The organism is Prevotella sp. P3-92 (genome assembly GCF_002251205.1).
Taxonomy (GTDB): Bacteria; Bacteroidota; Bacteroidia; order Bacteroidales; family Bacteroidaceae; genus Prevotella.
The window spans coordinates 46,190-72,957 of record NZ_NPJE01000024.1; the positions used below are offsets into that span (position 1 = coordinate 46,190).

27 protein-coding genes are annotated in these 26,768 nt (G+C 46.5%); 11 read left to right on the forward strand and 16 right to left on the reverse strand.

All coding sequences use genetic code 11. From position 1 onward, the window contains the following. Nucleotides 1-312 precede the first annotated feature (312 nt). The 5 genes from CIK93_RS04105 to CIK93_RS04125 all read left to right on the forward strand — a co-directional run bounded on the left by CIK93_RS04105 (nt 313) and on the right by CIK93_RS04125 (nt 7,893). On the forward strand, nt 313-1,464 hold the full coding sequence (locus tag CIK93_RS04105; protein ID WP_094446664.1) for a hypothetical protein: 1,152 nt from the start codon (nt 313-315) through the stop codon (nt 1,462-1,464). A 150-nt stretch (nt 1,465-1,614) separates the two neighbouring features. Continuing rightward, nucleotides 1,615-4,062, forward strand: coding sequence for an endopeptidase La (gene lon / locus CIK93_RS04110; RefSeq protein WP_094446665.1), 2,448 nt, complete (start codon nt 1,615-1,617; stop codon nt 4,060-4,062). Next, a complete protein-coding gene (tgt, locus tag CIK93_RS04115) occupies nt 4,059-5,186 on the forward strand; it encodes a tRNA guanosine(34) transglycosylase Tgt (protein ID WP_094446666.1) in 1,128 nt (375 codons plus the stop codon). The genes lon and tgt overlap by 4 nt, the downstream gene beginning before the upstream one ends. Nucleotides 5,187-5,209: 23 nt before the next feature. Then, nucleotides 5,210-6,442: an LptF/LptG family permease gene (locus CIK93_RS04120; RefSeq protein ID WP_094391799.1), complete on the forward strand. Its 1,233-nt coding sequence runs from the start codon at nt 5,210-5,212 to the stop codon at nt 6,440-6,442. 80 nt (nt 6,443-6,522) lie between these two features. After that, nucleotides 6,523-7,893, forward strand: coding sequence for a DEAD/DEAH box helicase (locus CIK93_RS04125; protein WP_371327182.1), 1,371 nt, complete (start codon nt 6,523-6,525; stop codon nt 7,891-7,893). Between the two features lie 231 nt (nt 7,894-8,124). Here the strand turns inward: CIK93_RS04125 and CIK93_RS04130 are convergent, their stop codons facing one another. From CIK93_RS04130 to CIK93_RS04185, 12 genes are all read right to left on the reverse strand, one after another. Beyond that, a complete protein-coding gene (locus tag CIK93_RS04130) occupies nt 8,125-10,470 on the reverse strand; it encodes a glycoside hydrolase family 3 C-terminal domain-containing protein (RefSeq protein ID WP_094446668.1) in 2,346 nt (781 codons plus the stop codon). Then, nucleotides 10,458-11,006: a nitroreductase gene (locus CIK93_RS04135; protein ID WP_094391802.1), complete on the reverse strand. Its 549-nt coding sequence runs from the start codon at nt 11,004-11,006 to the stop codon at nt 10,458-10,460. The genes CIK93_RS04130 and CIK93_RS04135 overlap by 13 nt, the downstream gene beginning before the upstream one ends. 147 nt (nt 11,007-11,153) lie before the next feature. Next, nucleotides 11,154-11,312: a DUF4295 domain-containing protein gene (locus tag CIK93_RS04140; protein WP_094391803.1), complete on the reverse strand. Its 159-nt coding sequence runs from the start codon at nt 11,310-11,312 to the stop codon at nt 11,154-11,156. 15 nt (nt 11,313-11,327) lie between these two features. Next, on the reverse strand, nt 11,328-11,516 hold the full coding sequence (rpmG, locus tag CIK93_RS04145; RefSeq protein WP_094391804.1) for a 50S ribosomal protein L33: 189 nt from the start codon (nt 11,514-11,516) through the stop codon (nt 11,328-11,330). A 3-nt stretch (nt 11,517-11,519) separates the two neighbouring features. Next, nucleotides 11,520-11,783 (reverse strand): 50S ribosomal protein L28, encoded by a 264-nt coding sequence (gene rpmB, locus CIK93_RS04150; protein WP_072289873.1) that lies wholly within the window; start codon nt 11,781-11,783, stop codon nt 11,520-11,522. Nucleotides 11,784-11,911: 128 nt separating this feature from the next. After that, entirely contained in the window at nt 11,912-12,412 is a 501-nt protein-coding gene (locus tag CIK93_RS04155) for a CinA family protein (protein ID WP_094391805.1), read from the reverse strand. Between the two features lie 11 nt (nt 12,413-12,423). After that, nucleotides 12,424-13,455, reverse strand: coding sequence for a tRNA (adenosine(37)-N6)-threonylcarbamoyltransferase complex transferase subunit TsaD (gene tsaD / locus CIK93_RS04160; RefSeq protein ID WP_094433954.1), 1,032 nt, complete (start codon nt 13,453-13,455; stop codon nt 12,424-12,426). 3 nt (nt 13,456-13,458) lie between these two features. Further along, nucleotides 13,459-14,313 carry a type I methionyl aminopeptidase gene (gene map / locus CIK93_RS04165; protein WP_094391807.1) on the reverse strand — a complete coding sequence of 285 codons (855 nt, stop codon included), beginning with the start codon at nt 14,311-14,313 and terminating at the stop codon, nt 13,459-13,461. Nucleotides 14,314-14,399: 86 nt separating this feature from the next. Continuing rightward, the gene (locus tag CIK93_RS04170; protein WP_254046732.1) at nt 14,400-16,394 is read right to left on the reverse strand and encodes a tetratricopeptide repeat protein; all 1,995 of its coding nucleotides are present in this window, start codon (nt 16,392-16,394) and stop codon (nt 14,400-14,402) included. A 70-nt stretch (nt 16,395-16,464) separates the two neighbouring features. Further along, nucleotides 16,465-17,028 (reverse strand): peptide deformylase, encoded by a 564-nt coding sequence (gene def / locus CIK93_RS04175; protein ID WP_094446669.1) that lies wholly within the window; start codon nt 17,026-17,028, stop codon nt 16,465-16,467. Between the two features lie 21 nt (nt 17,029-17,049). Then, a complete protein-coding gene (ruvX, locus tag CIK93_RS04180) occupies nt 17,050-17,463 on the reverse strand; it encodes a Holliday junction resolvase RuvX (protein ID WP_094391809.1) in 414 nt (137 codons plus the stop codon). 34 nt (nt 17,464-17,497) lie between these two features. Beyond that, nucleotides 17,498-17,995, reverse strand: a complete 498-nt coding sequence (locus CIK93_RS04185; RefSeq protein ID WP_094446678.1) for an SPOR domain-containing protein — start codon at nt 17,993-17,995, stop codon at nt 17,498-17,500. A 217-nt stretch (nt 17,996-18,212) separates the two neighbouring features. Between CIK93_RS04185 and CIK93_RS04190 the strand changes: the two genes are divergently transcribed. Genes CIK93_RS04190 through CIK93_RS04215 form a run of 6 tightly spaced genes read left to right on the forward strand, consistent with a single transcriptional unit; the run spans nt 18,213 to nt 22,105 of the window. Next, complete coding sequence (locus tag CIK93_RS04190; protein WP_094391810.1) at nt 18,213-18,431, forward strand: YtxH domain-containing protein; 219 nt, start codon at nt 18,213-18,215, stop codon at nt 18,429-18,431. Then, entirely contained in the window at nt 18,431-18,790 is a 360-nt protein-coding gene (locus CIK93_RS04195) for a hypothetical protein (RefSeq protein ID WP_094391811.1), read from the forward strand. Before CIK93_RS04190 ends, CIK93_RS04195 begins: the two co-directional genes overlap by 1 nt. A gap of 25 nt (nt 18,791-18,815) precedes the next feature. Next, nucleotides 18,816-19,085 (forward strand): hypothetical protein, encoded by a 270-nt coding sequence (locus tag CIK93_RS04200; protein WP_094391812.1) that lies wholly within the window; start codon nt 18,816-18,818, stop codon nt 19,083-19,085. 16 nt (nt 19,086-19,101) lie between these two features. Beyond that, entirely contained in the window at nt 19,102-19,980 is an 879-nt protein-coding gene (locus CIK93_RS04205) for a UbiA prenyltransferase family protein (protein WP_173815112.1), read from the forward strand. A 16-nt stretch (nt 19,981-19,996) separates the two neighbouring features. Next, nucleotides 19,997-20,983 (forward strand): glycosyltransferase, encoded by a 987-nt coding sequence (locus CIK93_RS04210; protein WP_094446670.1) that lies wholly within the window; start codon nt 19,997-19,999, stop codon nt 20,981-20,983. Nucleotides 20,984-21,010: 27 nt separating this feature from the next. After that, nucleotides 21,011-22,105 (forward strand): glycosyltransferase, encoded by a 1,095-nt coding sequence (locus CIK93_RS04215; RefSeq protein WP_094440030.1) that lies wholly within the window; start codon nt 21,011-21,013, stop codon nt 22,103-22,105. Between the two features lie 1,319 nt (nt 22,106-23,424). On the opposite strand, the gene CIK93_RS13400 is transcribed toward CIK93_RS04215, so the two are convergent. From CIK93_RS13400 to CIK93_RS04230, 4 genes are all read right to left on the reverse strand, one after another. After that, entirely contained in the window at nt 23,425-23,607 is a 183-nt protein-coding gene (locus CIK93_RS13400; protein WP_144007581.1) for a hypothetical protein, read from the reverse strand. A 72-nt stretch (nt 23,608-23,679) separates the two neighbouring features. Continuing rightward, complete coding sequence (locus tag CIK93_RS04225; RefSeq protein ID WP_094446672.1) at nt 23,680-25,035, reverse strand: BspA family leucine-rich repeat surface protein; 1,356 nt, start codon at nt 25,033-25,035, stop codon at nt 23,680-23,682. Nucleotides 25,036-25,056: 21 nt separating this feature from the next. Further along, nucleotides 25,057-25,212, reverse strand: coding sequence for a hypothetical protein (locus CIK93_RS13600; RefSeq protein WP_158215468.1), 156 nt, complete (start codon nt 25,210-25,212; stop codon nt 25,057-25,059). A gap of 10 nt (nt 25,213-25,222) precedes the next feature. Beyond that, on the reverse strand, nt 25,223-26,479 hold the full coding sequence (locus tag CIK93_RS04230) for a hypothetical protein (protein ID WP_144007580.1): 1,257 nt from the start codon (nt 26,477-26,479) through the stop codon (nt 25,223-25,225). Between the last annotated feature and the right edge of the window lie 289 nt (nt 26,480-26,768).

Consider the following 26,768-nt stretch of genomic DNA (forward strand, 5'->3'; position numbering starts at 1 on the left):
GATGGTTTTTATCGTGAGATTTCATCCAACTTACTTCTTATGCTGTCAGGAAGTCTCTCCTATGAGTGTCCCAATACCCAATAAGTTTTTGGGACTTACTGAGGACTCACTACGTAGGAAGAAGGATGATAACATCCCGAACTCATCCCGACGGCATCCCGAAGCCGAGCGCTAAGACTCTCGTCAAAAGTTGCGTCCGTCAGTCAAATATAAAAAGCAGAAAGTCTGCACAAAAAAAAAGAGCCTTTCGTTTGGCAATAAGAATTATAACCTGTAAATTTGCACCTAAGAAACCCAAATACCCAAGCAACAATGACTAATAACCAAGACGCCAAAGTACCCTCATGGGAAGAACTCGTCAACTCTATCTCAACAGGAAGTTCACATCCCGAAGCAACTTGTTGGGAAATATACAGATACCTGCGCCAAAACTACAAAACCATTGGCTCAGAAACTTCACGCACTTTATTATTTGCTTATATCAAACTGCGCACCGACAAACCGTCACTCATCAATTCCTGTATGATGGATATGGCGGTTAAGATTAGCACAACCTATACAGACTTTCAACTGCCTCGCTTTCTCGACATGTGCAACCACACTTCCTGTCTGAGAGATGAGGACCGCCAAAAACAAAAAGGCAAAGACGGAAAACTGTACCTATCCCTACAAGAACGAATAGATCGGGCCTTGCAATCCTACAGACTGCATCATCCTGAGGCACGCAATGAAAACTCCAAGGATATTATAAGCATGTACGCAGTATCATTGTTTGAGAAAATCAAAGCAGGACGCACCTGCCGGTTTGTCAAAATGGTTGCAGCAAATGGTATGTCGCTGATTGCAGACAGCCACCAATTCCCTTGTCGACCTTACGAAATCATCGGAAAGGTTTACGATGTTTCCGTCACGTCCAGCAAAGAAGACAACAAAAGGATTGTCGAGATTGTAGCCTCAACAAAAGCGCCAAGCCACGTCTTTCCTATAAAAACCGGATATATCGACGGAATTGACGAGACATACGGACACATCCACATCTTTGACAATATGTCACACCATTACGTTGCCGACAGAAAAACAATTACCGCAACACTACCTGCACGAACAACCGTTCAAAAAGGAATGTTCATCCAATTCTGTCCTATTATCAGCAACGGAGACCCATTCAAATCGGCAGCAATCGTCAATATTTTAGACCGCTACAAAGGACACGAATCCTTTGGATCCTATTCTGCAAAGATCACATACGCAAATCCCGCACAACATTACATCAGATACACCATCCTGTCAGACATTCCAACCACTCCAGAAGGCACCATCTCCAAAGAAGGCTTCGCCAGTACATCAACAATGAAACCGGATATGGAAAAAGAAATGACCGTAGGGAAAAACATCCAACTGATTCTATTCCTCAAGCGCGGAATAAACGGTCAGAAAAGCAACCACGTGGCTGAGATTTATTAGCCAATACAGTTTTTACGCCCATTTTCATGCTTTAAAACCGTTTTCTGTAAGTACTTTACACCTTTTATATAAAGAAAACAACGTTTTTCTTTTGATATTCCGTAGGATTGCAGTACCTTTGCAAGCTAAAAGCACTATTTTAAACAGAGAATGAGTAAATACCAAAATAAAACATTCCCTCTAATTGCTGATATAGAGGGAGATTACAAAGATTTAACAAGCATCGAAGTACCGGAAGTCTTGCCAGTATTGACAGTACGCAACGTTGTAATGTTTCCGGGAGTTGTCAACCCCATCCTCGTGGGACGGGACCAGAGTCTTAAACTACTCAAGAAAGCAGAGAAAGAAGACTCGCTCTTTGCCGTATGCTGCCAGTATTCAGCCAATACGGAAGTTCCAACCCAAAACGACATCTACAAGATTGGAGTAATGGCCAAACTCGTAAGGATTATCAGTTTGCCTAACAACAAGGTCACCGCCATCGTGCAGGGACTACGACGCATCGTATTGGGTGATGAAATACCCAACGACAACTTCATGCTTTCACACGTACTCCCATACGATGAGAAAATCCCAGAACAGGACGATACTGAGTTCAACACAGCCATAGGCACCCTGCGCGACGTTACAACAGAGTTTATCGACATGAACGATGAAATGCCCGATGAAGCATCATTCTCCGTGAGAAACATCGGCAACAACCTCATCGCGCTCAACTACATCTGTAGCAACTTTGTGGAAAACGTAAGCGAACGCATAGACCTTCTGAACACCTCAAACCTCAAGGATCGCCTCTTCATGATGATCAAACACATGAACAAGCAGCAAGAATTGCAGACCTTGAAACTTGAAATTCGCAAGAAGACCCACGAAGACCTCGACGAGCAACAGCGCAACTACTTCCTCCAGCAACAGATCAAGAACATTCAGGCTGAAATGGGCAATGAGGCTTCGCCTGAAAAGAAAGACCTGCTGGAAAAAGCTGCCAAAAAGAAATGGAGCAACGAAACCGCCAAAGTATTCAAGCGCGAGATGGAGAAACTCGATCAGCTCAACCCACAAAGTCCGGACTACAACATCCAACTGACGTACCTCCAGACTCTTGTTTCGTTGCCATGGAACGAATACACCAAGGATGACCTCAATCTGAAGCGTGCACAACGAATCCTTGACCGCGACCACTACGGCATGGAGAAAGTCAAGGAGAGAATACTCGAATACATCGCTGTGCTCTCGCTCAGAGGCAATCTCAAGTCGCCTATCCTTTGCCTCTACGGCCCTCCAGGAGTCGGAAAAACCAGTCTGGGCAAATCCATCGCCGACGCACTAAACAGAAAATACGTGCGCGTCTCACTTGGAGGACTACACGACGAAGCTGAAATACGCGGACACCGTAGAACCTACATTGGAGCCATGCCCGGACGCATCATCAAAAACATGCAGAAGGCAGGGACTGGTAATCCCGTATTCATACTCGACGAAATAGACAAGGTGACGCAGAATACCCATAACGGCGATCCTGCCTCAGCACTTCTCGAAGTACTCGATCCTGAGCAAAACAATGCCTTCCACGACAACTATCTCGATCTGGACTACGACCTGTCGAAAGTCATGTTTATTGCAACGGCCAACAATCTCGGCACCATTCCCAAACCCCTACTCGACCGCATGGAAATCATCGAAGTAAGTGGCTATATTACCGAAGAGAAACAAGAGATTGCTAAGCGACACCTCATTCCACGCGAAAAAGAGAATACGGGACTGGCAGACAGCCGACTCACCTTCACCAAGGCTGCCACAGAGAAAATCATCGAGCAATATACGCGGGAAAGTGGTGTGCGCCAACTGGAGAAACAAATCAACAAGGCCTTGCGCAAAATAGCCTTTAAAGTGGCGGAAAGCGGAACCCTGCCTTTCTCTAAAATCACTCCCGTTGAACTCGAAGGACTGTTGGGCAAACCACCTTACTATCGCGACATCTATCAAGGCAACAGCTATGCAGGAGTCGTTACAGGACTCGCATGGACAAGCGTTGGCGGCGAAATCCTCTTCATCGAAACCTCACTCTCGAAAGGAAAGGGCGCAAAACTCACGCTGACAGGAAACCTCGGTGACGTCATGAAAGAAAGTGCCATTCTCGCTCTTGAATATGTAAAAGCACACGCAGATACACTTCATATCGATTATCGCATTTTCGACAACTGGAACATACACATCCACGTTCCAGAAGGTGCGACGCCCAAGGACGGACCATCAGCAGGAATCACCATTGCAACCAGCATCGCCTCTGCCCTGACCCAACGTAAAGTGCGTCGCAACACAGCCATGACCGGTGAAATAACGCTTCGAGGAAAAGTTCTTCCCGTTGGCGGCATCAAGGAGAAGATCCTCGCTGCCAAACGTGCCGGAATCACAGACATTCTGATGTGTCAGGAAAACCGCAAGGACATTGAAGAGATTCCTGAAGTTTATCTCAAAGGCGTAGAATTCCATTATGTCGAAAACGTACAAGACGTATGGAACTTCGCATTAACAGACGAGATAGTAGATAACCCATTGGACTTCACCATCCAAGACGACAACAAAGACAGCAAATGACATTTGAACTGCAACATACAGATTCTGCCAGCGACGCACGAACAGGCCTTATCACCACAGACCACGGACAGATCAAGACGCCAATCTTCATGCCCGTAGGAACCGTTGGAAGCGTCAAAGGCGTACATTTCTCAGAACTCCGCGAACAAGTCAAGGCACAGATTATACTTGGAAACACTTATCATCTCTACCTTCGACCAGGACTGGAAGTGCTCCGTCAAGCAGGCGGACTCCATCAATTCAATACATGGGACCGCCCTATCCTAACCGACTCCGGCGGTTTCCAGGTATTCTCATTGACTGGCATACGAAAACTCCGCGAGGAAGGCTGCGAATTCCGTTCACACATCGACGGTTCCAAACACTTCTTTACTCCTGAAAATGTGATGGATACCGAACGCGTGATAGGAGCAGACATCATGATGGCCTTCGACGAATGTCCACCAGGACAAAGCGACTATAACTATGCCAAGAAATCGCTCATGATGACCCAACGCTGGCTCGACCGATGCATCAAGCGACTCGACGAAACCGAACCACTTTACGGCTATCGTCAAAGTCTCTTCCCTATCGTACAAGGCTGCACCTATAAAGACCTCCGCCGAGAGGCTGCCAAATTTGTGGCAGACAAGGATGCCGACGGAAATGCTATCGGAGGATTAGCTGTCGGCGAACCCACAGAAGTGATGTACGAGATGATTGAAGTGGTCAATGAGATACTGCCTAAAGACAAGCCTCGCTACCTGATGGGTGTAGGAACGCCACAGAATATTCTCGAAGCTATCGAACGTGGTGTTGACATGTTTGACTGCGTCATGCCTACTCGCAACGGCCGTAATGCCATGCTGTTCACCTATGAGGGCACAATGAACATGCGCAACAAGAAATGGGAGGCAGACTTCTCGCCCATTGATCCCGACGGCTGCGACATCGACCGCATACACACCAAAGCATACCTCCACCACCTGTTCAAGGCTCAAGAGTTACTTGCCATGCAGATTGCCAGCATACACAATCTGGCATTCTACCTGCGCCTTGTGACCGACGCACGCCAACACATCGAACAGGGTGATTTCGTGCAATGGAAACGCTCGGTGATTGACAACCTTGGTCGTCGAAGATAAGAACCCTACAGACACACTTACCGATGAAGAGAAAACTCAAAGAAATAGCTGCACGTATCAGACGCATCTGGTTGCGCCTGCTCATCCTGCTTCATCCCATCATCAAATGGCTCAGGAAACTCCCCTGGCACAAATTGCGATGGATGAAGAAATGCAATCCGCTGCATTACATCAAGCGCATCGACTGGTACATCATCAAGAAGTTCATTGGCACATACATCTACTCCATTGCACTCATCATCTCGATATCTATCGTGTTTGACGTCAATGACAACCTCACCAAGTTCACCAACTATCACGCACCATTGCGTGCTATTGTGTTCGACTACTATGCCAACTTCATCCCCTATTTTGCCAATCTTTTCTCGCCACTATTCGTTTTCATAGCGGTCATCTTCTTCACCTCTAAACTGGCAGGCAACTCAGAGATTATTGCCATGTTGGCGTGCGGAATGAGTTTCAAGCGCTTGCTCCGCCCCTATATTATCTCTGCAGCACTCATCGCCTTGCTCAACTTCTATCTTGGCGCTTACGTCATCCCTAAAGGAACGGTAGTCCGCCATGACTTTGAATCTCTCTATAAGAATAATAAGAAGAATACATCGGCAAGCAATATTCAGTTGATGGTGGATAAAGGTGTCGTCGCTTATATTTCACAATACGATGATGTCCACAAGACCGGATTCGGCTTTTCACTCTACAAATTTGAAAACAAGAAGATGGTAAGCCACATGACTGCCAGCGTTATTCAATACGACACGATTTCTGATTCACGCTACCATTGGAAAGCTCGCAGTTACAAGATTCGTAAACTGAAAGGTTTGAGAGAGGAAATTCAAAGTGGCATGGAACTCGACACCCTGATCCAAATGGAACCGATGGACCTCATCTTCTCCAAAGGTCAGCAGGAAACGTTCACCTCTCCTGAACTCAGGCAATACATCTCGAAACAACAGTCTCGCGGTTCAAGCAATGTTGTACAATATGAGGTAGAATACCACAAGCGTATCGCCTCATCATTCGCCTCCTTTATCCTCACCATTATAGGTGTTTCACTATCTTCAAGAAAACGAAAAGGCGGCATGGGACTATACTTAGGCATTGGCCTCGCATTGTCATTCGCCTATATTCTTCTACAAACGGTATGTGCCACCTTCGCTATCAATGCTGACACACCACCGGCATTAGCCGCATGGATTCCAAACATTCTCTATGTGTTTATAGCATACTATTGCTACCGACACGCCCCTAACTAATACATTATTAATTTAAAATAGGAAAAGTGACATTCGAAGAAACATACCTCAACGATAATATCCTCGACGCGCTCTATGACATGCGCTTCGAGGAAATGACTCCCATCCAGGAACAATGCATTCCGCAAATTCTCGATGGGCGCGACCTTATTGGTGTCGCCCAGACAGGAACAGGTAAGACGGCAGCCTATCTCCTGCCGGTACTCAGCATGCTTGACGATGGTGGTTTCCCACACGATGCCGTCAATTGCATCGTCATGTCTCCGACTCGCGAACTTGCCCAACAGATAGACCAAGCCATGCAAGGCTTCGGCTATTATCTCAACGATGTGTCGAGTGTTGCCATCTATGGCGGAAACGATGGTTCTCGCTTTGACCAAGAGACCAAGGGACTTAAAATGGGCGCCGATGTGATTATTGCCACCCCAGGACGTCTCCTGTCCCATATTCGCATGGGGCATGTAGATCTCTCCCGTCTTTCATTCTTCATCCTCGACGAAGCCGACCGCATGTTGGACATGGGATTCTCTGACGATATCCTGCAGATTGCCAAACTGCTGCCCGACAATCACCAGACCATCATGTTCTCTGCCACCATGCCCGACAAAATTCAGCAATTGGCACGTACACTTTTGACCAACCCTGTCGAGGTGAAGATTGCCGTATCAAAACCGGCAGAAAAGATTCAGCAGTCAGCATACGTATGCTACGAACCGCAGAAGATCAACATCATCCGCCATCTCTTCAAGGCAGGAGAACTTCAACGAGTCATCATCTTCTCCGGCAAGAAAGACAAGGTAAAGGACATTACTCGCGAACTCAAACGCATGAACATCAACTGCGCACCCATGCACAGCGACCTCAGCCAGCAGGAGCGCGACGATGTCATGTATCAGTTCAAGACGGGTCAGGTAGATGTGCTCGTTGCAACAGACATTGTGTCGCGAGGCATTGATATTGACGACATCTTGATGGTCATCAACTACGATGTACCTCATGATGCAGAAGACTACGTCCATCGCATCGGACGCACAGCACGTGCGCAACGCGATGGTGTTGCCATCACTTTTGTCTCTGAATTGGACATGCGTGCCTTTGCCGACATAGAGCGTTTCCTTGAAAAGGAAATTGTCAAGATTCCTATCCCTGAAGGATTGGGCGAAGGTCCTAAATACGAGCCCAATGCACCACGTAAGAACACGCGCGGTCGTGGTGGTCGCAGCAACAACCGTAAGCCTAACGGCAACAAAACTCGCAACAAGCGACGCAGCACCAAGCCATCGTCAGGTGAGCAACCTTCCGTAAAATCTTCCCAAGACTCTGTGACAAGCACACAGTCGAAAGACGGACAACAGAAGCGCAAACGTAGGAGACCCAATGGCAATCACCACAAGAAATCCAATACGCCTCAAAGCAAGACCACTCCTGCCACACCAAAGTCTGAAGCTTGATTGCCTCTTTACGGTAAAAAATTGCTTTGCAGCAAACAATAAGAACTTACGATAAACTATAAAAATCATCCCGTTGGACTTGTCCTCTCCAGACACTCCAACGGGATGATTGTCTTCATGTGGTTTCCACAACCTCTATGCGTTTCGCTCAACCATTTTACTTATAACATTCTCTTATGCGCTGAGCCAAAACGCGTTATGACAGTCGGGAATCATATCAATCCATAGCCGTTACTTCACCGTCGCAACAGAGAAATAGTGTTCTCGTAAAGGTTTGGTTATTTTCTTACCTTTAAGAACTATAGTTTGCTTCAGTCTGATGTCCTGTGAAGAAGAAGCCACCTTAACTTCATATTTACCAGGATCAACATTCCATTGACGCTTTCCATTGTTCGAATAATAGCCAAACTGCTCGGTATAAAGTTTAATCCCAACAGTTTTTGTTTCTCCAGGCTCAAGCGTCACACGTGCAAATCCTTGCAATTGTATCGGTCGGATTTGTTGCTTTTTGTCTGTTGGAGAGAGATAAATCTGCGCCACCTCATCGGCTCTCATCTTTCCTGCATTAGTCAAGGTAAATGTCAATTCCACCGCATCGTTATCAGTAGGACACTCCTTAACCATGTTCAGATTTCCATACGAGAACTGCGTATAAGACAGTCCGTATCCAAACGGCCATTCTATGCGTTCATCCTGTTCGATTTTCTCATTATAACAGATTGGTTCATCTATTTCCGTGTTGGGATAGCTCACCGACAATTTTGCAGACGGCGAAATTCTACCATAAAGGATGTCTGCTACCGCATGACCACCCTCTTCACCAGGGTACCATGCTTGTATGACAGCAGCGCATCTCTTAGAGATTTTCGAGATAATCTGTGCACGTCCTCCAAAGACAACGAGCACAACAGGTTTTCCTGTTGCCAGCAGTTTTTCCACAAATTCCTCTTGCTTACCAGGTAAGCGTAAACCTTGTCTGTCTCTGTTTTCTCCGCAAAGCATTACATTTTCACCCACCGCAGCGATAATCACATCACTTTCGCGAGCCATGTCCAACGCCACTTTTTGATCAGCTTTCTCCCCAGAATCCACCTTACGGTGCAACAACTGGTATTCCCATGCACGCTTGTCACCTGTCTCTGCATATTTCGTCTCTATCTCTTCCGTCCAGTCGCATCCCCGAGCATAAGCCACGTCAACCCCTTCTGGTTTACGAGTTTCCATAGCCTCCTTCAGTTTCACGATCTTCGGCAGATTCTTGTCGCTCCACTGTTTCTGCCATCCTTTCCAGAAGTAGAACATGCTTGGGAAAGAATAGTCTCCACACATCGCCCACATAGAATTGGCATTAGGCCCTGTCAGCAGAACCCTTTTGACATTTTTCAAAGGCAACACCCCATTGTTTTCAAGCAACACAACAGACTGTGTGGCAATATCGTATGCCGTTTTTCTTTCTTCCTCCGAATCAAGCACCACTTCATCATCGCTATAGAGGTAACGATTCTCGTCCATCATTCCTGCCTGTATTTTGAAACGTATGACATTCTTGACAGCCCGTTCCACGACTTCTGGTTTCACCAGTTTTTTCTCAATTGCCTCTTGCAAATATTTATAGTTGTCGCCTTTTGGAAAATCAACATCGTTTCCCCCATTAATCGCAGCAACCGCTTTTTCCAGTGGAGTGTCAAGGTTGGGAATCTGGTCAATGGCGGTATAGTCGCTCACCACCATCCCTTTGAATCCAAGGTATCCTCTTAGAATATCATTCAAGATTTCGCTGTTAGCCACACATTTTGTACCGTGTACTGCATGATATCCAGGCATGATGACTTGACTTCCCGCCAGTCGGATCATCGTCTCGTGAGGCAATAGAATTTCTTCCATCATCACCTTTTCGTCAGCATCTCCTCCGCCACCATATCCAAGATAATGCTTTGAGCACACTCCCACTCCTTTCTTCAGGTCACCCATCTGCAACCCTTTAGCAAATGCCGTACCCATCATGGCCGAGAGATACGCATCTTCACCATAGGATTCTTCAAGCCTGTTGAAAGACGGTATTCTACACACATCCACCATAGGAGACAGTGACAGAATGCCTCCCATCCTTCGCAAGTCGTTTGCAGTCTGTTTGGTTTTCAGTTCAGCCAATTCAGTATTAAAGGAACAAGCCTGTCCGATTTGCTGCGGATAGATTGTTGCATCTTGCGTATTAACTCCCGATAGCACTTCTTCATGAAACAAAGCAGGAATGCCGTTCGGTGTGTTCTTTATAATCCATTGCTGCAAGGCAACAACTTTTTTTCTGATGTTATCAGCAGATTCAAGATTCTGACTTGCATATTGTGAGAAGTGTCCGATACCGTTAGGAATGATTTTCCGGCATTGTGCCGTATCCAGCTGACCATTCTGATCAAACAAGTCATCCATATAGATACTTCTCAACTGTGCGAGGCGTTCCTCTTGCGACATTCGTCCGTAGAGTTCATCAACCTGTTGTTCTATTCCCTTCTGCTGGTTGCAAGCCACCAACATCGTAGTGCACGCCATAGTGGCCATAATTTTCATTTTACCCATACCACATAATCGCTTTTACGTTCAACCTGTGGTTTCAAAGCATCAGGCGCAGCATATCCCACAATACAATTTCCAATACCCTCATATTCATCCTTTATTCCGAGTTCCTGAAGGATTTGTTTTCCCTCTTCCGTCTCAAAGGTCTCCTTAGCCCGATGAATCCAGCAGGAGCCCAATCCCAGACTTTGTGCTGCAATCATCATATTTTCCATGACGAGAGTACCGTCATATACTCGTGTTGCCACATCCTTTTTAGCAAGCACCACCAGAACGACAGGAGCTCCATAGAACGGGTCAGCATGTCCGCTGGTTGTATTCATGTTTCTTGCCATGACGATATCGAGGTTTATCCTGCTCAACCTATCTCTCATTTCTTTGTTAGTCACAGCCAGTATGATAGCCGCTTGTTTGTTCATTCCCGAAGGAGCATAGGTTCCAGCTTTGACAATTTGTTCTATGAGTTCATCAGGAACACTTTTAGCCATATACTTTTTTACGCTTCTCCTTTCGATGATGTCTTGAATAGTTTTGTTCATAATCGGTAGTTTATTGTTAGATGGTTTGTTTCTTATCTTGCAAAATTACAAAAAAAGCAAGAGAATCAAGATAGAATGGTATAAAAGATAAAAAAAGACTGATATCTTTATGATACCAGTCTTCTTTCAATATGTATTTCTTATCTATTAGTTCTTGAAGAAATCTTTTACTTCCTCGTTGGGAACCATCTGTTCATCGAAGATGTAAGCACCAGTCTTAGGGCTCTTCACCATCTTGATAACCTTTGAATAAGCGCGACCATCCTTTGAACCTTCATGGAGGGTAGCGACGGTTTTCTTTGCCATAGTCTAATTGCTTAATTATTTAATCTCCTTATGAACGGTCATACGTTTCAGGATGGGGTTATACTTCTTGAGTTCCATTCTCTCGGGAGTGTTCTTACGGTTCTTGGTCGTTACGTAACGGCTTGTTCCGGGCAGTCCACTCTCTTTCATTTCTGTGCACTCCAGGATTACCTGTACACGATCGCCTTTTTTCTTGCTTGCCATAGTTTAGTCTCCTATCACTTTAATATCCTTCCAGTCCACGAAACCTTTGGCAACAGCTTGCTTCAAGGCAGCATCCAGACCTACTTTATTAATCATACGCAGACCAGCAGCACTGATCTTCAACTGAATCCAGCAAGCCTCCTCTACATAGTAGAATTTCTTGCTGAACAGGTTAACGTCAAAGCTACGCTTTGTGCGGTGCTTTGAGTGAGACACATTATTACCAATCTGTGCCTTCTTTCCTGTAATCTGACAAATCTTCGACATTTCTATCTACTTTTAACTTGTTCCTAAATTGTAACTTACTCCAAACAGGTTGCAAAATTACAAAATTTTCTAAACAACAAAGAACCCTACTTTATATTTCGGTGTAATATTAACGTTTTTTAACGCCATTATACCCTTGTCTGTTCATCTTTCAGAAAATCGAGAAACATTTGCATGGCTTTGTTGGTTGCAATGGCCAGATTGATATCTCTTCCGTGGTCTTCCTGCACCATGAAAGTCACCTGTCTGTCGATATCTCCACAAGCGAGCCAGATCGTGCCGACGGGAATCTCTTTAGTTCCTCCGGTAGGTCCAGCGAATCCTGTTGCAGCAATGGCATAATTGGTATTGAGTGTCTGACATGCTCCCTTTACCATTTGTTTGGCAACTTCTTCACAGACAGCAGTTTGTTCTTCGAGCACTTGTGCGTCAACATGCAGCAGTCTTTCTTTGATTTCATCGACATACGACACCACTCCACCTTTGAAGTATTTCGATGCTCCCGGTGTAGCGATCATGGCTTCTGCTATTCTTCCTCCGGTACAGCTTTCTGCAGTTCCTACGGTTTTTTCCAATTCCCAGAGTATCTGACTGATTTCACGACTGATAATCTTACTTTCAAAATCCATATTCTTTCTTTTTATTTAAAGGTAACTTTACTGAAGGCAGGCGCATCGATGGGACACGTCTCTCCGTCCAGATATTTATAGTATCCTACAATACCAATCATTGCAGCATTGTCTGTTGTATAGCTGAATTTAGGTATATAGATAGTCCATCCGTATCGTTTGGCATGATCGTGGAATGCGTTTCGCAATCCATTGTTTGCGCTGACTCCTCCTGCCACAGCCACATGTTTGATTCCTGTCTGCTTGACCGCCATCTTCAGTTTCTTCATCAGGATATCGACGATAGTAAATTCGAGTGAAGCGGCAATATCTTCTTGATGGTGTTCGATGAAATCGGGATCCTCTTCCACCCATTTTCTCATATTATAGAGGAATGAAGTCTTGAGTCCGGAGAAGCTGTAGTTAAGACCTGGGATTTGCGGTTCGGCAAACTTGTACGCTTTAGGATTTCCCTGTCGTGCCAGTCGGTCTATGATAGGTCCTCCGGGGTATCCGAGTCCCATGACCTTTGAACATTTATCGATGGCTTCTCCTGCGGCATCGTCGATGGTTTGTCCGAGCACCTCCATGTCGTTATAGGCGTTAACCTTGACAATTTGCGAATTACCTCCGCTGACGAGCAGGCAGAGGAAGGGTAATGGCGGTTGCTGATTGTCATCATCACTTTCTTTGATGAAGTGAGCCATCACGTGACCTTGCAGATGGTTGACGTCGATAAGGGGTATTCCGAGCGATCTTGCAAATCCTTTAGCAAAGCTCACTCCGACGAGCAGCGATCCCATGAGTCCCGGTCCTCTTGTAAATGCCACGGCAGTAAGCTGTTCCTTGGAGATTCCTGCCTTTTTTATGGCTTGATCCACTACAGGCACCACGTTTTGCTGATGTGCTCTTGATGCGAGTTCCGGCACTACGCCGCCGTATGCTTCGTGTACGGCTTGTGATGCTGTTACATTTGAGAGCAGCACACCGTTTTTGAGTACAGCTGCAGATGTATCGTCGCAGCTTGACTCAATTCCCAATATGTAGATATCTTTATTTTCCATTGTTTAGTGTGACAGTATTTCTACTCCATGTTCTGTCATCAGCAGAGTGTGTTCCCACTGTGCAGACGGTTTCTCATCTTCTGTAATAACTTCCCATCCGTATGGGTCGTCAGCATCGATAAAGACCTCCCATGTTCCCATATTGATCATAGGTTCGATGGTGAACACCATTCCCGGTACGAGAAGCATTCCGGGATGTTTCTGCGCGAAATGGCACACTTCCGGTTCTTCGTGGAATTTGAGTCCCACTCCGTGTCCACAGAGGTCTCTCACCACTCCATAGTGGTATTTTTTGGCATGTTTCTCAATGGCTTTTCCTATTTCTCCAACGAATCCCCATGGTTTAGCGGCCTCCATGCCTATTTCGAGACATTCTTTGGTCACCTCCACGAGTTGTTTCTTTTCTGGAGTTGTTTCGCCAATGATAAACATTCTTGAAGCGTCGGCATAGTATCCGTCGAGGATGGTGGTAAAATCTACGTTGATGATGTCTCCCTCTTCAAGGATATCTGTTGCCTTCGGAATACCGTGACACACCACTTCGTTGATGCTTGTACAAACGCTCATGGGAAATCCTTCATAGTTGAGACAGGCAGGAATGGCTCCGTGTGCTTCGCAGTATTCTCTACAGAGTTTATCTATTTCGAGCGTTGACATTCCTTCGTGTATTTCCTTTTCTATCAGGTCGAGCACTCCTGTGTTGACCACACCCGACCGTCTGATTCCCTCTATTTGTTCTGGAGTCTTCACAAGCTGGCGAGTGGGTACCAATACGCCTTGATTCTCCAAGTGCATAATTTTCTTGTCAAATTCTGTCGGCTGTACGCCTGGCTTACAATGCCACCTTCTTTTTACCATAATAAAAAAAAACGTTTTTACGTGGCAAAATTACTAATAAGTGTCAGAATAACCAAACAATTCGTTGAAAAAAACGGTATTATCTGTTACTTCCGATTCTGTTTGATGATGCTGTAGGCGGCATAGAGTCCGAGTTCTCCTGCCTTGCTGAGGTCTGCCACAGCCTGTGCCTGCTGTTTGAGCGCGAGCCTTGCTATTCCTCTGTTGTAGTATGCTTCAGCCAGATGTGAATCCATCTCTATGGCTTTCGAATAGTCTTCTATGGCATGGAGATAATCTTTCCGCTGCACATAGACATTACCTCGGTTGTAATAGAGGATTGCACTGGGATTGTTCTCAATAGCCTCACTCAGGTCGGAGAGCACATTGGCAGTCTTCATACTGATATCTGTACCCTGCGAAGCATTAAACGCGTTGAGTCTTGCCTGGCAGACTGCTCTTTGCCAATAGGCGAGTGTCTGTGTGGAGTCGAGTTGTACAACAGCCGTAAGGTCGTCTATTGCTGCTTCATTATTCTGGGTATCTGAATAGGCTACGGCTCTTATCAGCAGGAGTGCTGCTTTTTGTTTTGCGTCGTGACATTTGTCGATCGTGTCAGCCACCGAGTCTATCAGTGCGAAGTAGCGGTTTGTGGCAGCCTCGTCGAGTGTGCGCAACTGTCGTGTCACATAAAGCTGTCGTGTGCCGCCTTCGTTTCTGTTGAAGTCATCCACCCGTTGGTCGAAGGCAGTTGTTGCGTTCATCCGTTCTACGTCTTTCTGCATGGCGAGCACAAACATAGGAAGATAGTCGAGCGAAGCCTTTCTGTTTTGCACCCTTCCCCGGTAATCGCTTTGATATTCGTGTTCCACCTCCTGTACATCTTCCACAGCCAGTTGGTTGTATTTCTCGATGTCGAGGTCGCTACGTTTTCTCATCTGTTTTTTCGAGAGTCTCGGCTGAATACCCAAGCGTTTGTTCATCTGTGCTTTGAAGATTCTGAATTCGTCGAGCTCTGCCTGTTTGCTCATACCGAGTTTTCTGTAACAGTCGGCACGGTGTTGCAGTCCAAACCAGAAGTTTGGAAATTCCGCAATGATTTTCGTATAGTCCCTTATGGCACCTCTGATATTTCCGGTATTCTCCAGCAGGAGTGCGCGGTTGAAGAGTGCCATGAGGTTATTGGGCTCCAGGTTGAGCACGAAGTCAAAGTCGAGGATGGCTTGGTTGTCATCTCCCACCTGTGCCCTCAAGAGTCCTCTGTTGTAGTGTGCGAGGAAGTTGTTGGGATCGAGGTCGAGCGCAGTATCATAGTCTGCCATGGTTCCCCTGAGGTTATTGAGGTTGAATCTGGCAATGGCTCGGTTCACATAGCAATCCACTCGTTTGGGCATGAGGTGGATAGCTTTGCTGAGATACTCGTCGCTCTCTTTCCATTGATGCCGTGCCATGCTGATGATGGCTTTCTGACTCCACAGCGAACCGTCGTATGGGTCGATAGCAATACTTTTATCGAGTGCGACAACAGCTTTTGTGGTGTCTTTCTGGAGCATATAGACCTCTGCCTGCATGGCATAGACTTTCGCGTTCTTGCTCCATCGGGTGAGCATGGTGTCTATCTGTGCCAGTGCCACATCATACTCTTTCTGCTGAATATGACAAAGCACTCTGTTGTGCCACAGATTTCGGTTCTCCGGGTCGTATTTCAGTGCTTTATCGTAGTCTTTCACGGCTCCGGCAAAGTTGTCTTGTCTGATGCGGCAGAGTCCTCTGAGTTCATAGACGCTGACCACAAACGGGTTTCTGTCAAGTGCCTCGGTACAGTCGTTTTCAGCTCCTTGGTAGTCGTCGAGATAGAATTTCGCCAGACCTCTGTAGAACCATGGTTCGTAGAGATACGGTTTTGCCGAGATCACCTGATTGAAATACTGTATGGAGAGCACATAGTCTTCATAGTAGAGTGCCGACTGTCCTACCATGAGCAGTCTGTCGGTATTAAACTGTGCCTTGCCGGTCATTGACGACAGGATCATAAGTGCAACAAGCAGAAGTTTCTTCAAACCTCTGCCCGTTGTCGTTGTCTTAATTACCCTTGTCATCATGTTTACAATCCGTTTTGCTTTACCTTATTACGGGAGCCTGTTTCACCTGTATGTCTTTTGTGGTCGGTGATTATTTTCTCACCGCCATTTTAGTTTTGTATCCGCAGCGCACACGTCCTTGGAGTAATGCTCTCATCTTACTCTTGATGAGTTGTTTGCGGAGTGGAGAGATGCGATCCACGAAAACCTTGCCTTCGAGGTGGTCAAATTCGTGCTGCATCACGCGTGCAAGGTATCCTTCCACCCATTCGTCGTGTGGTTGCATTTTCTCGTCGAGCCATTGCACGTGAATGCGTGTCGGTCTGGTCACGCGCTCGTGGATGCCGGGCAACGATAGACATCCTTCTTCCGAGGTGTCGGTCTTGCTTTCATCGTATTCCACGATATGTGCGTTGATAAACACGTTTCTGAATCCTTTGTATTCAGGGAAGTCATCGCTGATCACATCAAGGTCGATGACCACCAGTCGTATGTCTTTTCCAATCTGTGGTGCAGCCAGTCCGATGCCCTCGCTCTCTGCGAGTGTGTCCCACATGTCGGCAATGAGTTTATCGAGCTCTGGGTAGTCGGCAGTAATATCCTGTGCCACCTTTCTCAACACCGGCTGTCCATATATATAAATAGGTAGTATCATTTCTTGTTGCTTTATTCGTCGTCACGATTTCCGTGCGCGCATATAGTCCTGCAGTATGATCGTGGCACTGATTTCATCCACCAGCGCCTTGTTTTGCCGTGCCTTTTTCTTCAGTCCTCCGTCAAGCATGGCCTGATGGGCAAGTACGGAGGTAAAGCGCTCGTCGAAGAATTCGATGGGCACATCGGGTCGTGCCTTTTTCCATCGGTTCACAAACTGCTGTACGCGCTGCAGGTTTTCGCTGGGCTGTCCGTTGGGCTGTCTGGGTTCTCCTATGACAATGCGCTCCACGGGTTCGCGTGCAATATAGTCGTTGAGGTATTGGAAGAGTTCTGCCGTGGCTACTGTTGCCAATCCTCCTGCAATAATTTGCAGAGGATCGGTAACAGCGAGTCCGGTTCTTTTCTTTCCGTAGTCTATCGAGAGTATTCTCACGCTAAGAATTTCCCTTTTTTATCCGTGGTTCTTTTTATTTGTTGTAGAGCAACCAAGCGCCGTTATACTTACCCTGGAGTTCGTTGCGGCTTGCAACTGCCTCACCCTTCGTATCAAACGTGGTAGCCACTACGCGGAAGGTGCCACCCTGGGTGTTGCGCACGATCCGTGCATCATAGCCGGCATTGCGGAGCTGCTGCTGCAGTCCTTCGGCGTTGGCCTGAAGTGAGAACGAACCTACTACTACGCTGAAAGCCTTGAGTTCGTTTCCGCTGATGAGGGTTACATTCTCCTGACGCACGTTCACGTTGTCAGTATTGTCAACCACCTGTGTGTCGTTGGCAGGTTTGGTCTCTACGGGTGCCACTACAACGGGTTCTTCCTGTGCGGGCTGCTGCTGTTGCTGTTGCTGCTGTTCTTCTTGCTGCTTGGCTTTCATGTAAGCCTGCTTGTAGGCGCTGTCGCCTGATTTACAACTTGTGAAAGCCATTGCGGCACACAGTCCTGCACATAGGATAATTTGTTTCTTCATTGTTTTATTTGTTTTAATTTTATAATGCTTTTTGAATATCATCTGCGAAATTACAAAATATCGTCCAAACTTGAAGAGAAAAGGTGCATAAAGTTTGTTAAATGGTATCAAATCGCATTATTTTATGAAAAAATATGGCTAAACAGCACGATGTTTTCAAAAAGATTGCCTATATTTGCAGCAACAAACATTATCAACCCTTTAAAACGAAACGACTATGAAGAATTTAGGATTTCTCGGTGCATTCCTCGGTGGTGCTCTCGCCGGAGCCGTAGTAGGACTGCTGTTAGCCCCTGAAAAGGGAGCCGACACTCGTGATAAGATTACCGATGCGGTAGATGACTTCATGAAGAAGCATAATATCAAGCTCAGCCGCAAGGAGATGTCTGACCTTGCCGCCGATATTGTTGACGCAGCACCTGAAGTAAACGAGTAATGCTGTCGAGCGACAAGAATGTAGAGACCATCGGACAACTGGTGCAAGCCGTTATCCGCTATTTGAACCTCCAGAAGGAGAGCATCAAATTTGACGTGGTCGGCAAACTGGTACAGTTGCTGACGGTAGCCGCTTTGGCTGCCGTTGGCTTTCTGCTGGTCATTGCCATCCTCCTCTATTTCTCTTTCGCCGTGGCATTCTGGCTTTCGGCATCGTTAGGCATGACCATGGCATTCATGCTGATCAGTTTGGCTCATCTGCTCTTGCTCGTGGTCGTTTTCATCTTCCGAAAGGCATGGATAGAGCGCCCACTGGTGAAGCTTCTTGCCAACATCCTGATGAGCAACGATCCACAATAGTAACCATGTGAGAGGACTTATTCTTATGCAGACCAAACAACAACAGGTGGGTATTCCACAGACCTTGGAGGACATTCGCGCACGACGCGAACAACTCGCTGAAGAACTTGCTCAGGCGCGCAGCGAGATTAGCGGTCATTGGCACCAACTTGTCACTCCCCAAAAGACCAATACGCGCGGCGAACTTGTTGCTGCGCTGATTTCCAATGCCGTTACGGCATTCGACGCTTTCCTCCTTGTGCGCAAACTGTTGCGCGGCTACCACACCCTTTTCGGTCAGCGCAAGCGCCGTTAAACGATTTCCATTGCCCATGAAAGATACCGTCCTTCTGTTACGGCCATTGCAGTGGGTGAAGAATTTCTTTGTCTTCGCCCCTTTGTTTTTCAGCAACAACCTGCTGAACAGCCATTATTTCCTACAGACACTGTGGGTGTTTGTTGCATTCTGCTTCGTATCGAGCAGCATCTACTGTTTCAACGACATCCATGACGTGGAGAACGACCGCCTCCACCCTAAGAAGTGCCACCGCCCCATTGCCGCCGGCAAGGTGAGCGTGGCTATGGGCTACGTCATCATGATGCTGACACTGGCAGCCAGTCTGATCACAGCCTGTCTCTCCGACTGCAACCACCTGCCCGTGGTCTGCGCCATGCTGGTGGGCTACTGGCTGATGAACGTGGCATACTGCATCCGCCTCAAAAAGTACGCCATCCTCGATGTGGCCATCATTGCCGTGGGCTTTGTCATACGCGTACTGATAGGTGGTTTTGCCACCGACATCATCGTATCGGGATGGTTGGTCATGATGACCTTCCTCCTGGCACTCTTCCTTGCCTTTGCCAAGCGCAAAGACGATTACCGCATCTACGAGCAGACGGGCACCATGCCGCGCAAGAGTATTGCGGGCTACAATTCCCAGTTTATCGACCTCTCCGTCACCATCGTGGGCACCATCACCATGGTGTGCTATATTATCTACACCATGAGCGACAGCGTGGTGAGCCATTTCGGTTCGTCCTACGTCTATCTCACCAACGTATGGGTATTGGCAGGACTGTTGCGCTATCTGCAAAACATGCTGGTCTATCAGCGTAGCGGCAGTCCCACCAAAGTACTGGTGAAAGACCATTTCATCCAGACGTGCATCGTTGGCTGGGTGCTCTCATTCTTCTCCATCATCTACCTCTGATTCTCCGTCTCACCTCATGAATACTACGTTTTCCACCGACAACCGCCAAGGGTCTCCATTGGTCAGTTTTATCATCACTTACCACAACGAACCGGCTGACATGCTTCATGCGTGTATCGAGAGCATCCTGGCATTATCGCTGGGCGACAGCGAGCGCGAGATTATCATCATCGACGACGGATCGGACGTGAGTCCCGTCAGCTTTCTGACCGACTGCATCGACGAGGTCGTCTATGTGCGACAACGCAATATGGGACTGAGTCAGGCGCGCAACCGGGGCATCGACATGGCACACGGCTATTTCATCCAGTTTGTCGATGCCGACGATGCCATCATCGCCCCACCCTACGAACAGTGTCTTGACCTCGTGCGCTATCAGCAAGCCGACCTCGTGATGTTCTGCTGTTCCGACACCTCAGAGACGTCCTTCACTCCTGTCTCCGTCTCTCCTGTCAGTGGCAGTCATTTCATGCGCGAGAGCAATATCAGGGCTGCTGCATGTGGATACCTCTTCGCACGCCGCATCCTCGGCAGCCTGCGCTTCGAGCCCAACATCTACCACGAAGACGAGGCATTCACCCCGCAACTGCTGTTGCGTGCAGAGCGCGTCTTCAACACGCCCTACAAGGCTTACTACTATCGGGCACGCCACGACTCCATCACCAGGAGCAGCGACCAAGACACCATCAGCAAGCGCCTCGACGATACGCTGACGGTACTCACCCAACTCTATCGGCTGACCGATAAGCTGTCGCCTGCCGACCGTCCTGCTATGGAACGGCGCATCGCACAGCTCACCATGGACTATCTCTACAACACCATCATGCTGACACGCTCGGCAAAAAAGCTCGATGCCACCATCGACGCCCTCCGGCAACAGGGACTTTTCCCGTTGCCCGACCGTCCTTATTCCAAGAAATACACGTGGTTCCGACGCCTCGTGGGTAATGCCATCGGACGACGAGCGCTCCTCGCATCCCTGCCGCTCCTACCCCGTCACTGACCCGTCTCATCCCCTATTCCATCTCCTATGCGCATTCTTCTCGTCAACGACTACAGTGGACTCCATGCCAACCTCAGTCAGGGGTTGCGCAGTCTGGGGCATGAGGTGACCGTTGTTTCCAACGGCAACGGATGGCGCAACTATCCTCGTGACATCTCGGTCATCAGAAAATCACCCTCCCACATCGACGGAGTGCGCTACCTCCTCAACCTCTGGACGCGCATCCTTCCACGACTCACAGGCTATGATGTGGTGCAGCTCATCAATCCCATCTGCTTCGATCTGCGTCCCGAACGCCTGTTTCCTATCTACCGCTTCCTGCGACGCCACAACGGCAAGATGATTCTCGGAGCCTTTGGCGAGGACTCGATATGGGCAAGAACCTGCATCGAAGAGAAACCGCTGCGCTATAGTGACCATAACTTCGGCAATATGGTGCGCACCGATGCTGCCTCTCAAGACCTTCTTGACGTCTGGGTGAATACCCCTCACGAAAAACTCACCCGGCATATTGCCAACGACTGCGACGCCATCGTAGCATGTCTCTACGAGTATATGGCGTGCTACCAACTGCACTATCCTGCCAAGACCCATTTCATCCCCCTGCCCATCGTGCGTCAGACGCCACCCCCTATCCCGTCTCATCCACGTCTGCGCCTGTTCATCGGCATCGACCGCAAGCGTAGTGCCTACAAGGGGACTGACATCATGTTGCGTGCTGCACAAGCCATCGTTGAGCGTTATCCCGACCGTGTAGAACTGCGCACAGCATACTCCGTGCCTTATGCCGAATATCAGTTGATGATGAACAATTCCGATGTCATCCTCGACCAGCTCTACAGCTATACGCCATCCATGAATTCCCTCCTTGCCATGTCCAAAGGCATTGTCGTTGTAGGAGGTGGCGAACCCGAAAACTACGAGATTATCCAGGAGAACGAGTTGCGTCCCATCATCAACGTTGAACCGACCGAGCAGAGTGTCTTCCATGCCCTTGAGCAGTTGGTGCTCCATCCTGAGTGTCTGCCACGTCTCAAGCGCGAAAGCATCACCTATGTAGATCGCCACCACGACCACCTGAAGGTTGCCCGTCAGTACGAAGCCCTCTACCAGTCCCTTTAAACAGATTCTCTTTTTATATTTAAGATTGCTGCGCCATAAAAATCCACGGAACAGTGTTTAGGTTAGAGGTTAAAGGTTAAAGGTTAAAGGTCAAAGGTTAAAGGTTAGAGGTTAGAGGTTAGAGGTTAAAGGTTAATGATTTTGTTTCCGTCTAATTCCGTCTAAATTCCGATGATATATTTCTGGCCGTAGGCCATATTTTTATTAAAGATTTCCTCCAAAGATTTCTTGCCGTAGGCAACTAAAAAAATCCACGGACCACACGGAGAACACGGAGAAAGATTTTCGTTAAAGATTTTTCTCAAGATTTTCATTAAGATTTCGAGCCGTAAGGCGATCCCCAATAAATCCCTCCAGCAGAGCAACGTAATGTTGCGCATTTTCAGTTAGGATTCTTCTAAAGATTTTGATACACAAGCAAAAACGGGCTGAAAGCCCAATGGTTTCCCTAGCCCAGGGCAACACCCTGAGGAAGAGCGCATTTTGGTTAGGGATTTTTGTTGAAGATTTTGTTTACTGCCTCCCTGAATTACAGATTATTTCTTGCGAAGCAACTTCTTAAACAAGATTTCCCCCAAAGATTTACCTATGGTTTGTTTTGTCGTGACTCAGCATAGTGAAAGCGAGCTCTCACTCTGTCTTCGCTACTCCAAAACATCTTGCGCTCGCGCAACCCAAACCATCCGTATAAATTCCGTCTAAATTCCGATGATAATAATCCACGGAACACACGGAGAACACGGATGTTAGTTAAAGATTATTCTCAAGATTTTCATTAAGATTTACACCATAGGTTATTTTTGTCGTGACTCAGCATAGTGAAAGCGAGCTCTCACTCTGTCTTCGCTACTCCAAAAATTCGAGCCGTAAGGCGATCCATTATAAAATTCTCCCCAAAAGCGAGGTATTCGAGCGCATTTTCAGTCGAGATGTTCGTTAAAGATTTTGTTTACTACCTCCCTGAATTACAGATTATTTCTTGCGAAGCAACATCTTAAAAAAGATTTCCACAAAAGATTTCTAGCCTTCAGGCTACCCCAAAAATACCGTTTCCCAAAACTGTTATCTGTTATCTGTTATTTGTAACGCAAAAAATTCGTTTTCAGAAACTGTCAACTGTAACGCAAAAAATCGTTTTTGGAAACTGTCAACTGTCAACTGTAACGCAAAAAATCGTTTTTGGAAACTGTTATATTGTTATATTGTAACGCTTGGTGTGAATTGGCGTTGTCCAAGAAACAGGAACAGTCCTCGCGAAACCTATTTTTCCTTTCCGAAAACTGTAATACTGTAAGCTGTAAGGATTGAAAGTCATGATGTCAATGGCCTGTCCCTGTGACATAAGAATTGAAAGTCATGATGTCAATGGCCTGTCCCTGTGACATCTCACACCTCATTTCACCGTCTCCACAAACCTTATCTCCTTCACGCCCCATCCGTTGAGCCGTGGACTGCTGACAAGCACCGTCCCTGCCAGTCTCCAACCGGACAAAGATAGACAAAAAGCAAGGGTGTATATACCATTCATCTATGGCATATACACCCTTTGATATTTCTGCTGAGTAAAGCAGCTGTTATTCTTCGGTTGTGGACGAAGATTCTGATGTCACTATAGCGACTCCACTGAGATATTCATAATTACCTTTAGCTTCTTTTAGCTTAGTTATTGTGGCTTCATTGCAACCTACAGCCTTGATGGTCTTCAATGCTTTGCAGTTATCAAACAAGGTTTTGTGATTGGTCGCGTTACTAAGGTCACAGTTGCTAAAGTCAACGGTTTCCAAAGCAGAACATTCTCTGAACATGTATTGCAATGACGCATTCTCTGCGCATTTAAAACTGCAACCGCTCAAATCTATTTCTTTCAATGCTTTACAATAACCAAACATTTCTACACAGGAAGTCACTTCTTTAAAGTTGCATCCACTCAGGTTTACAGAGTTTAAATCATAACAATACTGAAACATTTTATAGCAGTTTTTACTGCTTAACTTAACACCGCTCAAGTCCACTGTTTGCAAAACTTGGCAGTTTTGAAACATAATCTTTGAATCCGTTACTTTACTAAAGTCACATCCGGTAAAGTTTATGTTGGTTAATTTAGCACATTGTGAAAACATGTTATAGCTCGTTGTCACATTTTTCAGATTCAGATTGCTTAAGTCTATGCTCTGCAGATTTCCACAGTCAAGAAACATACCGTTACAATTAGTAACATTGGAAAAATCACATCCGCTTAAATCGATGCTGGACAAAGCTGAGCAACCACTGAACAAAGCGTTTAAGTTGGTTACGTTTGATGTGTTCAGTCCCTTCAACGATACGCTTTGCAGGGATTTGCATGAGTAAAACATAGATTTCAATGTACTCAGATTGTTGCTCACATCCATTCCTCCCCATGTAAAAGAGGTGATTGCAGACCCGTAAAGAAGTTTTTCAAGGGAGGTAACATTAGGAAATGAACAACCCTCAAAAGTAACAGATGACAGTGTGGAGCATTTCAAATTGCTCAATGCGGTGAATGTTTCATCACCAATTACGTTGTGAAAGTGCGCAGATGTTATGCCGTCCAACTTCCCTTCATTCAGGAGAGACCAATTATGGTTGTTCAGCGTGCCTGTCAGCGTCAATTGACCTGTTTTCACCGCCTTGTTCACCAATTCAGAATTCATCGTCTCGTCGTTCTCACAATAGAGTACATCGTGGATTACCTTGACAGGTGTGCTGCCGCCATGGTTGCTTGCTATTGTATGTGTGACATCTTTATGGTCAGTGAATACCACCTGGTTTTCTTCCACTTTTATGTTTTTTGCGGTTGTCCATGTGCCTTCAATATCAACCACACTGCCCAAATAGCTTTGGGCAGAAAGTGGCATGGATGCCCATGCCGTGAGGCATAGGGTTATGATGCTTTTTGTCTTTATTTTCATAATAGTAAATGTTTTTTAGATTTATTGTCCCCAAATAGTGCCGTCTTCGTCTTGTTCGTAGTCATCTCCCGAACCAAACCCAATACTTTCTCTAGCGCTACCGCTTGCTGCAAGCAGTTGAGACGACGCTATCTCATATACCGTCATCTGCGGCTTGATATACTCTTTCTTTTTCATATCTTTACGTTTATTTTATGATTACTTTTGTTGTCTTGTTTCCTCTCTTTACGATGTTAATGCCTTTTTGCAGGTCAGGGAGTCGATGACCGTTGAGGTCGTAAATCTCCGCTTCGCTGTTATCAGCGGCATTAAGCACGTCGATGGCTGTGGTGTCGTCATCACCGATGGACAGGCTCAACATTCTTGCCTGTGCCGATGGTGCCGTTGTGTTTGCCAAGAGATAAGAGCGGAATGCGCCCACCTTGACTTTTTTACCGCCGTTGGTTAGTTCGCCCACATTCCAGAACTTGTCGTTGTTGATGACATAGCAGTCGTTGGAGAGGGCATTAGAGGTTGTCAGTGTGCCTACCAATGAGTATTCTCCAGCCGTGATGCCTGTCTGAATGGCATTGCTCATCGCCGTATTTGTAGTTGAAATGCTGATGCCACTGACAGCTGCATTGCGACGCACAAGCACCGGTGTGCCAGCGGCAATTTCTTGATTGTCAATCCTTCTCAGCACTATTTCTTTTTTTTCATTATCCACGCTGGAAAGCTGATAGAAACTGCAATCGCTGTAAGCGTTTGGATTAATGGCAAACGGCAGACAAAGCGTACCCCATTGGTTGTCTTTCATATCTCGTGAGTACGACACGCTACCTACTGTGATGTCAGCCTCGCAGTCATATCCCTCGCTGTCGTTGAGTGTCATGTCGGCCACCTTAATCACGCCATTCTTTTTCTCGGCAACATAATATTGTTTTCCGTTTCTCACGAACAAGTCGTCATGCTTATAACCACAGTCGGTATAGTCACATTGATGGCTGTAAGTATTGTCCTCATTGTTTTGTGCATATCCATTCTTGTTGTGGCTCCACACCTGATTGTATTCTTTGATGTCCGCCTTGTTCACAAGCGATGTCTTGTCCGTATCGAATCCTATAGCCACATCCAAGTCGTTGAAAGTTACCACTGGTGAGAGGGTGGAAGGATAAGAAAGCTTGGTGTCATCCGTCAGCGTAATCTCAAGTGCATTCACCCCGGTGGCATCCATGTTGTATTGTTTATGATTTGCGTCGTTAGAGCAAGTGCGCATGTGTCCGCCTGCCATTTCTTGCCATTCGCCGTAAGAGTGTCCAAGAGCATAAAGCGTCTCCGTTCTTTCTTCATTACAACAGGCGCACTTGTATTTCCTATATCCATCAGATGTGCAAGTAGCAGGTTTTTCTACAACCAAAGGCATGTCGTGTACTGCTATGGTAAAACTAATCGTTTTATAATTCACATCAATAACAACAATATTATAACAAAGAATCTTAGAATCTTCATTTTCATCTATTCGTAATGTCAGAGCATTAGATGATTTAGAAGTATTACCAATTATGTCCTCTTCTAAAATGTTGCCGTATTTTGCGTCAGTAATGGTGATTGGTTTTTTTGATATGGTATCACTAGTGTCCACTAAATAAATTTAAGACTTAATTCTCTTACAGTTTGTAACTTCTCGGCAGGTTCGCTTTTGCCGAGCAAATCTACGAGAGGGGTTCTGTCCAACAATGAGACAGATAAAATTC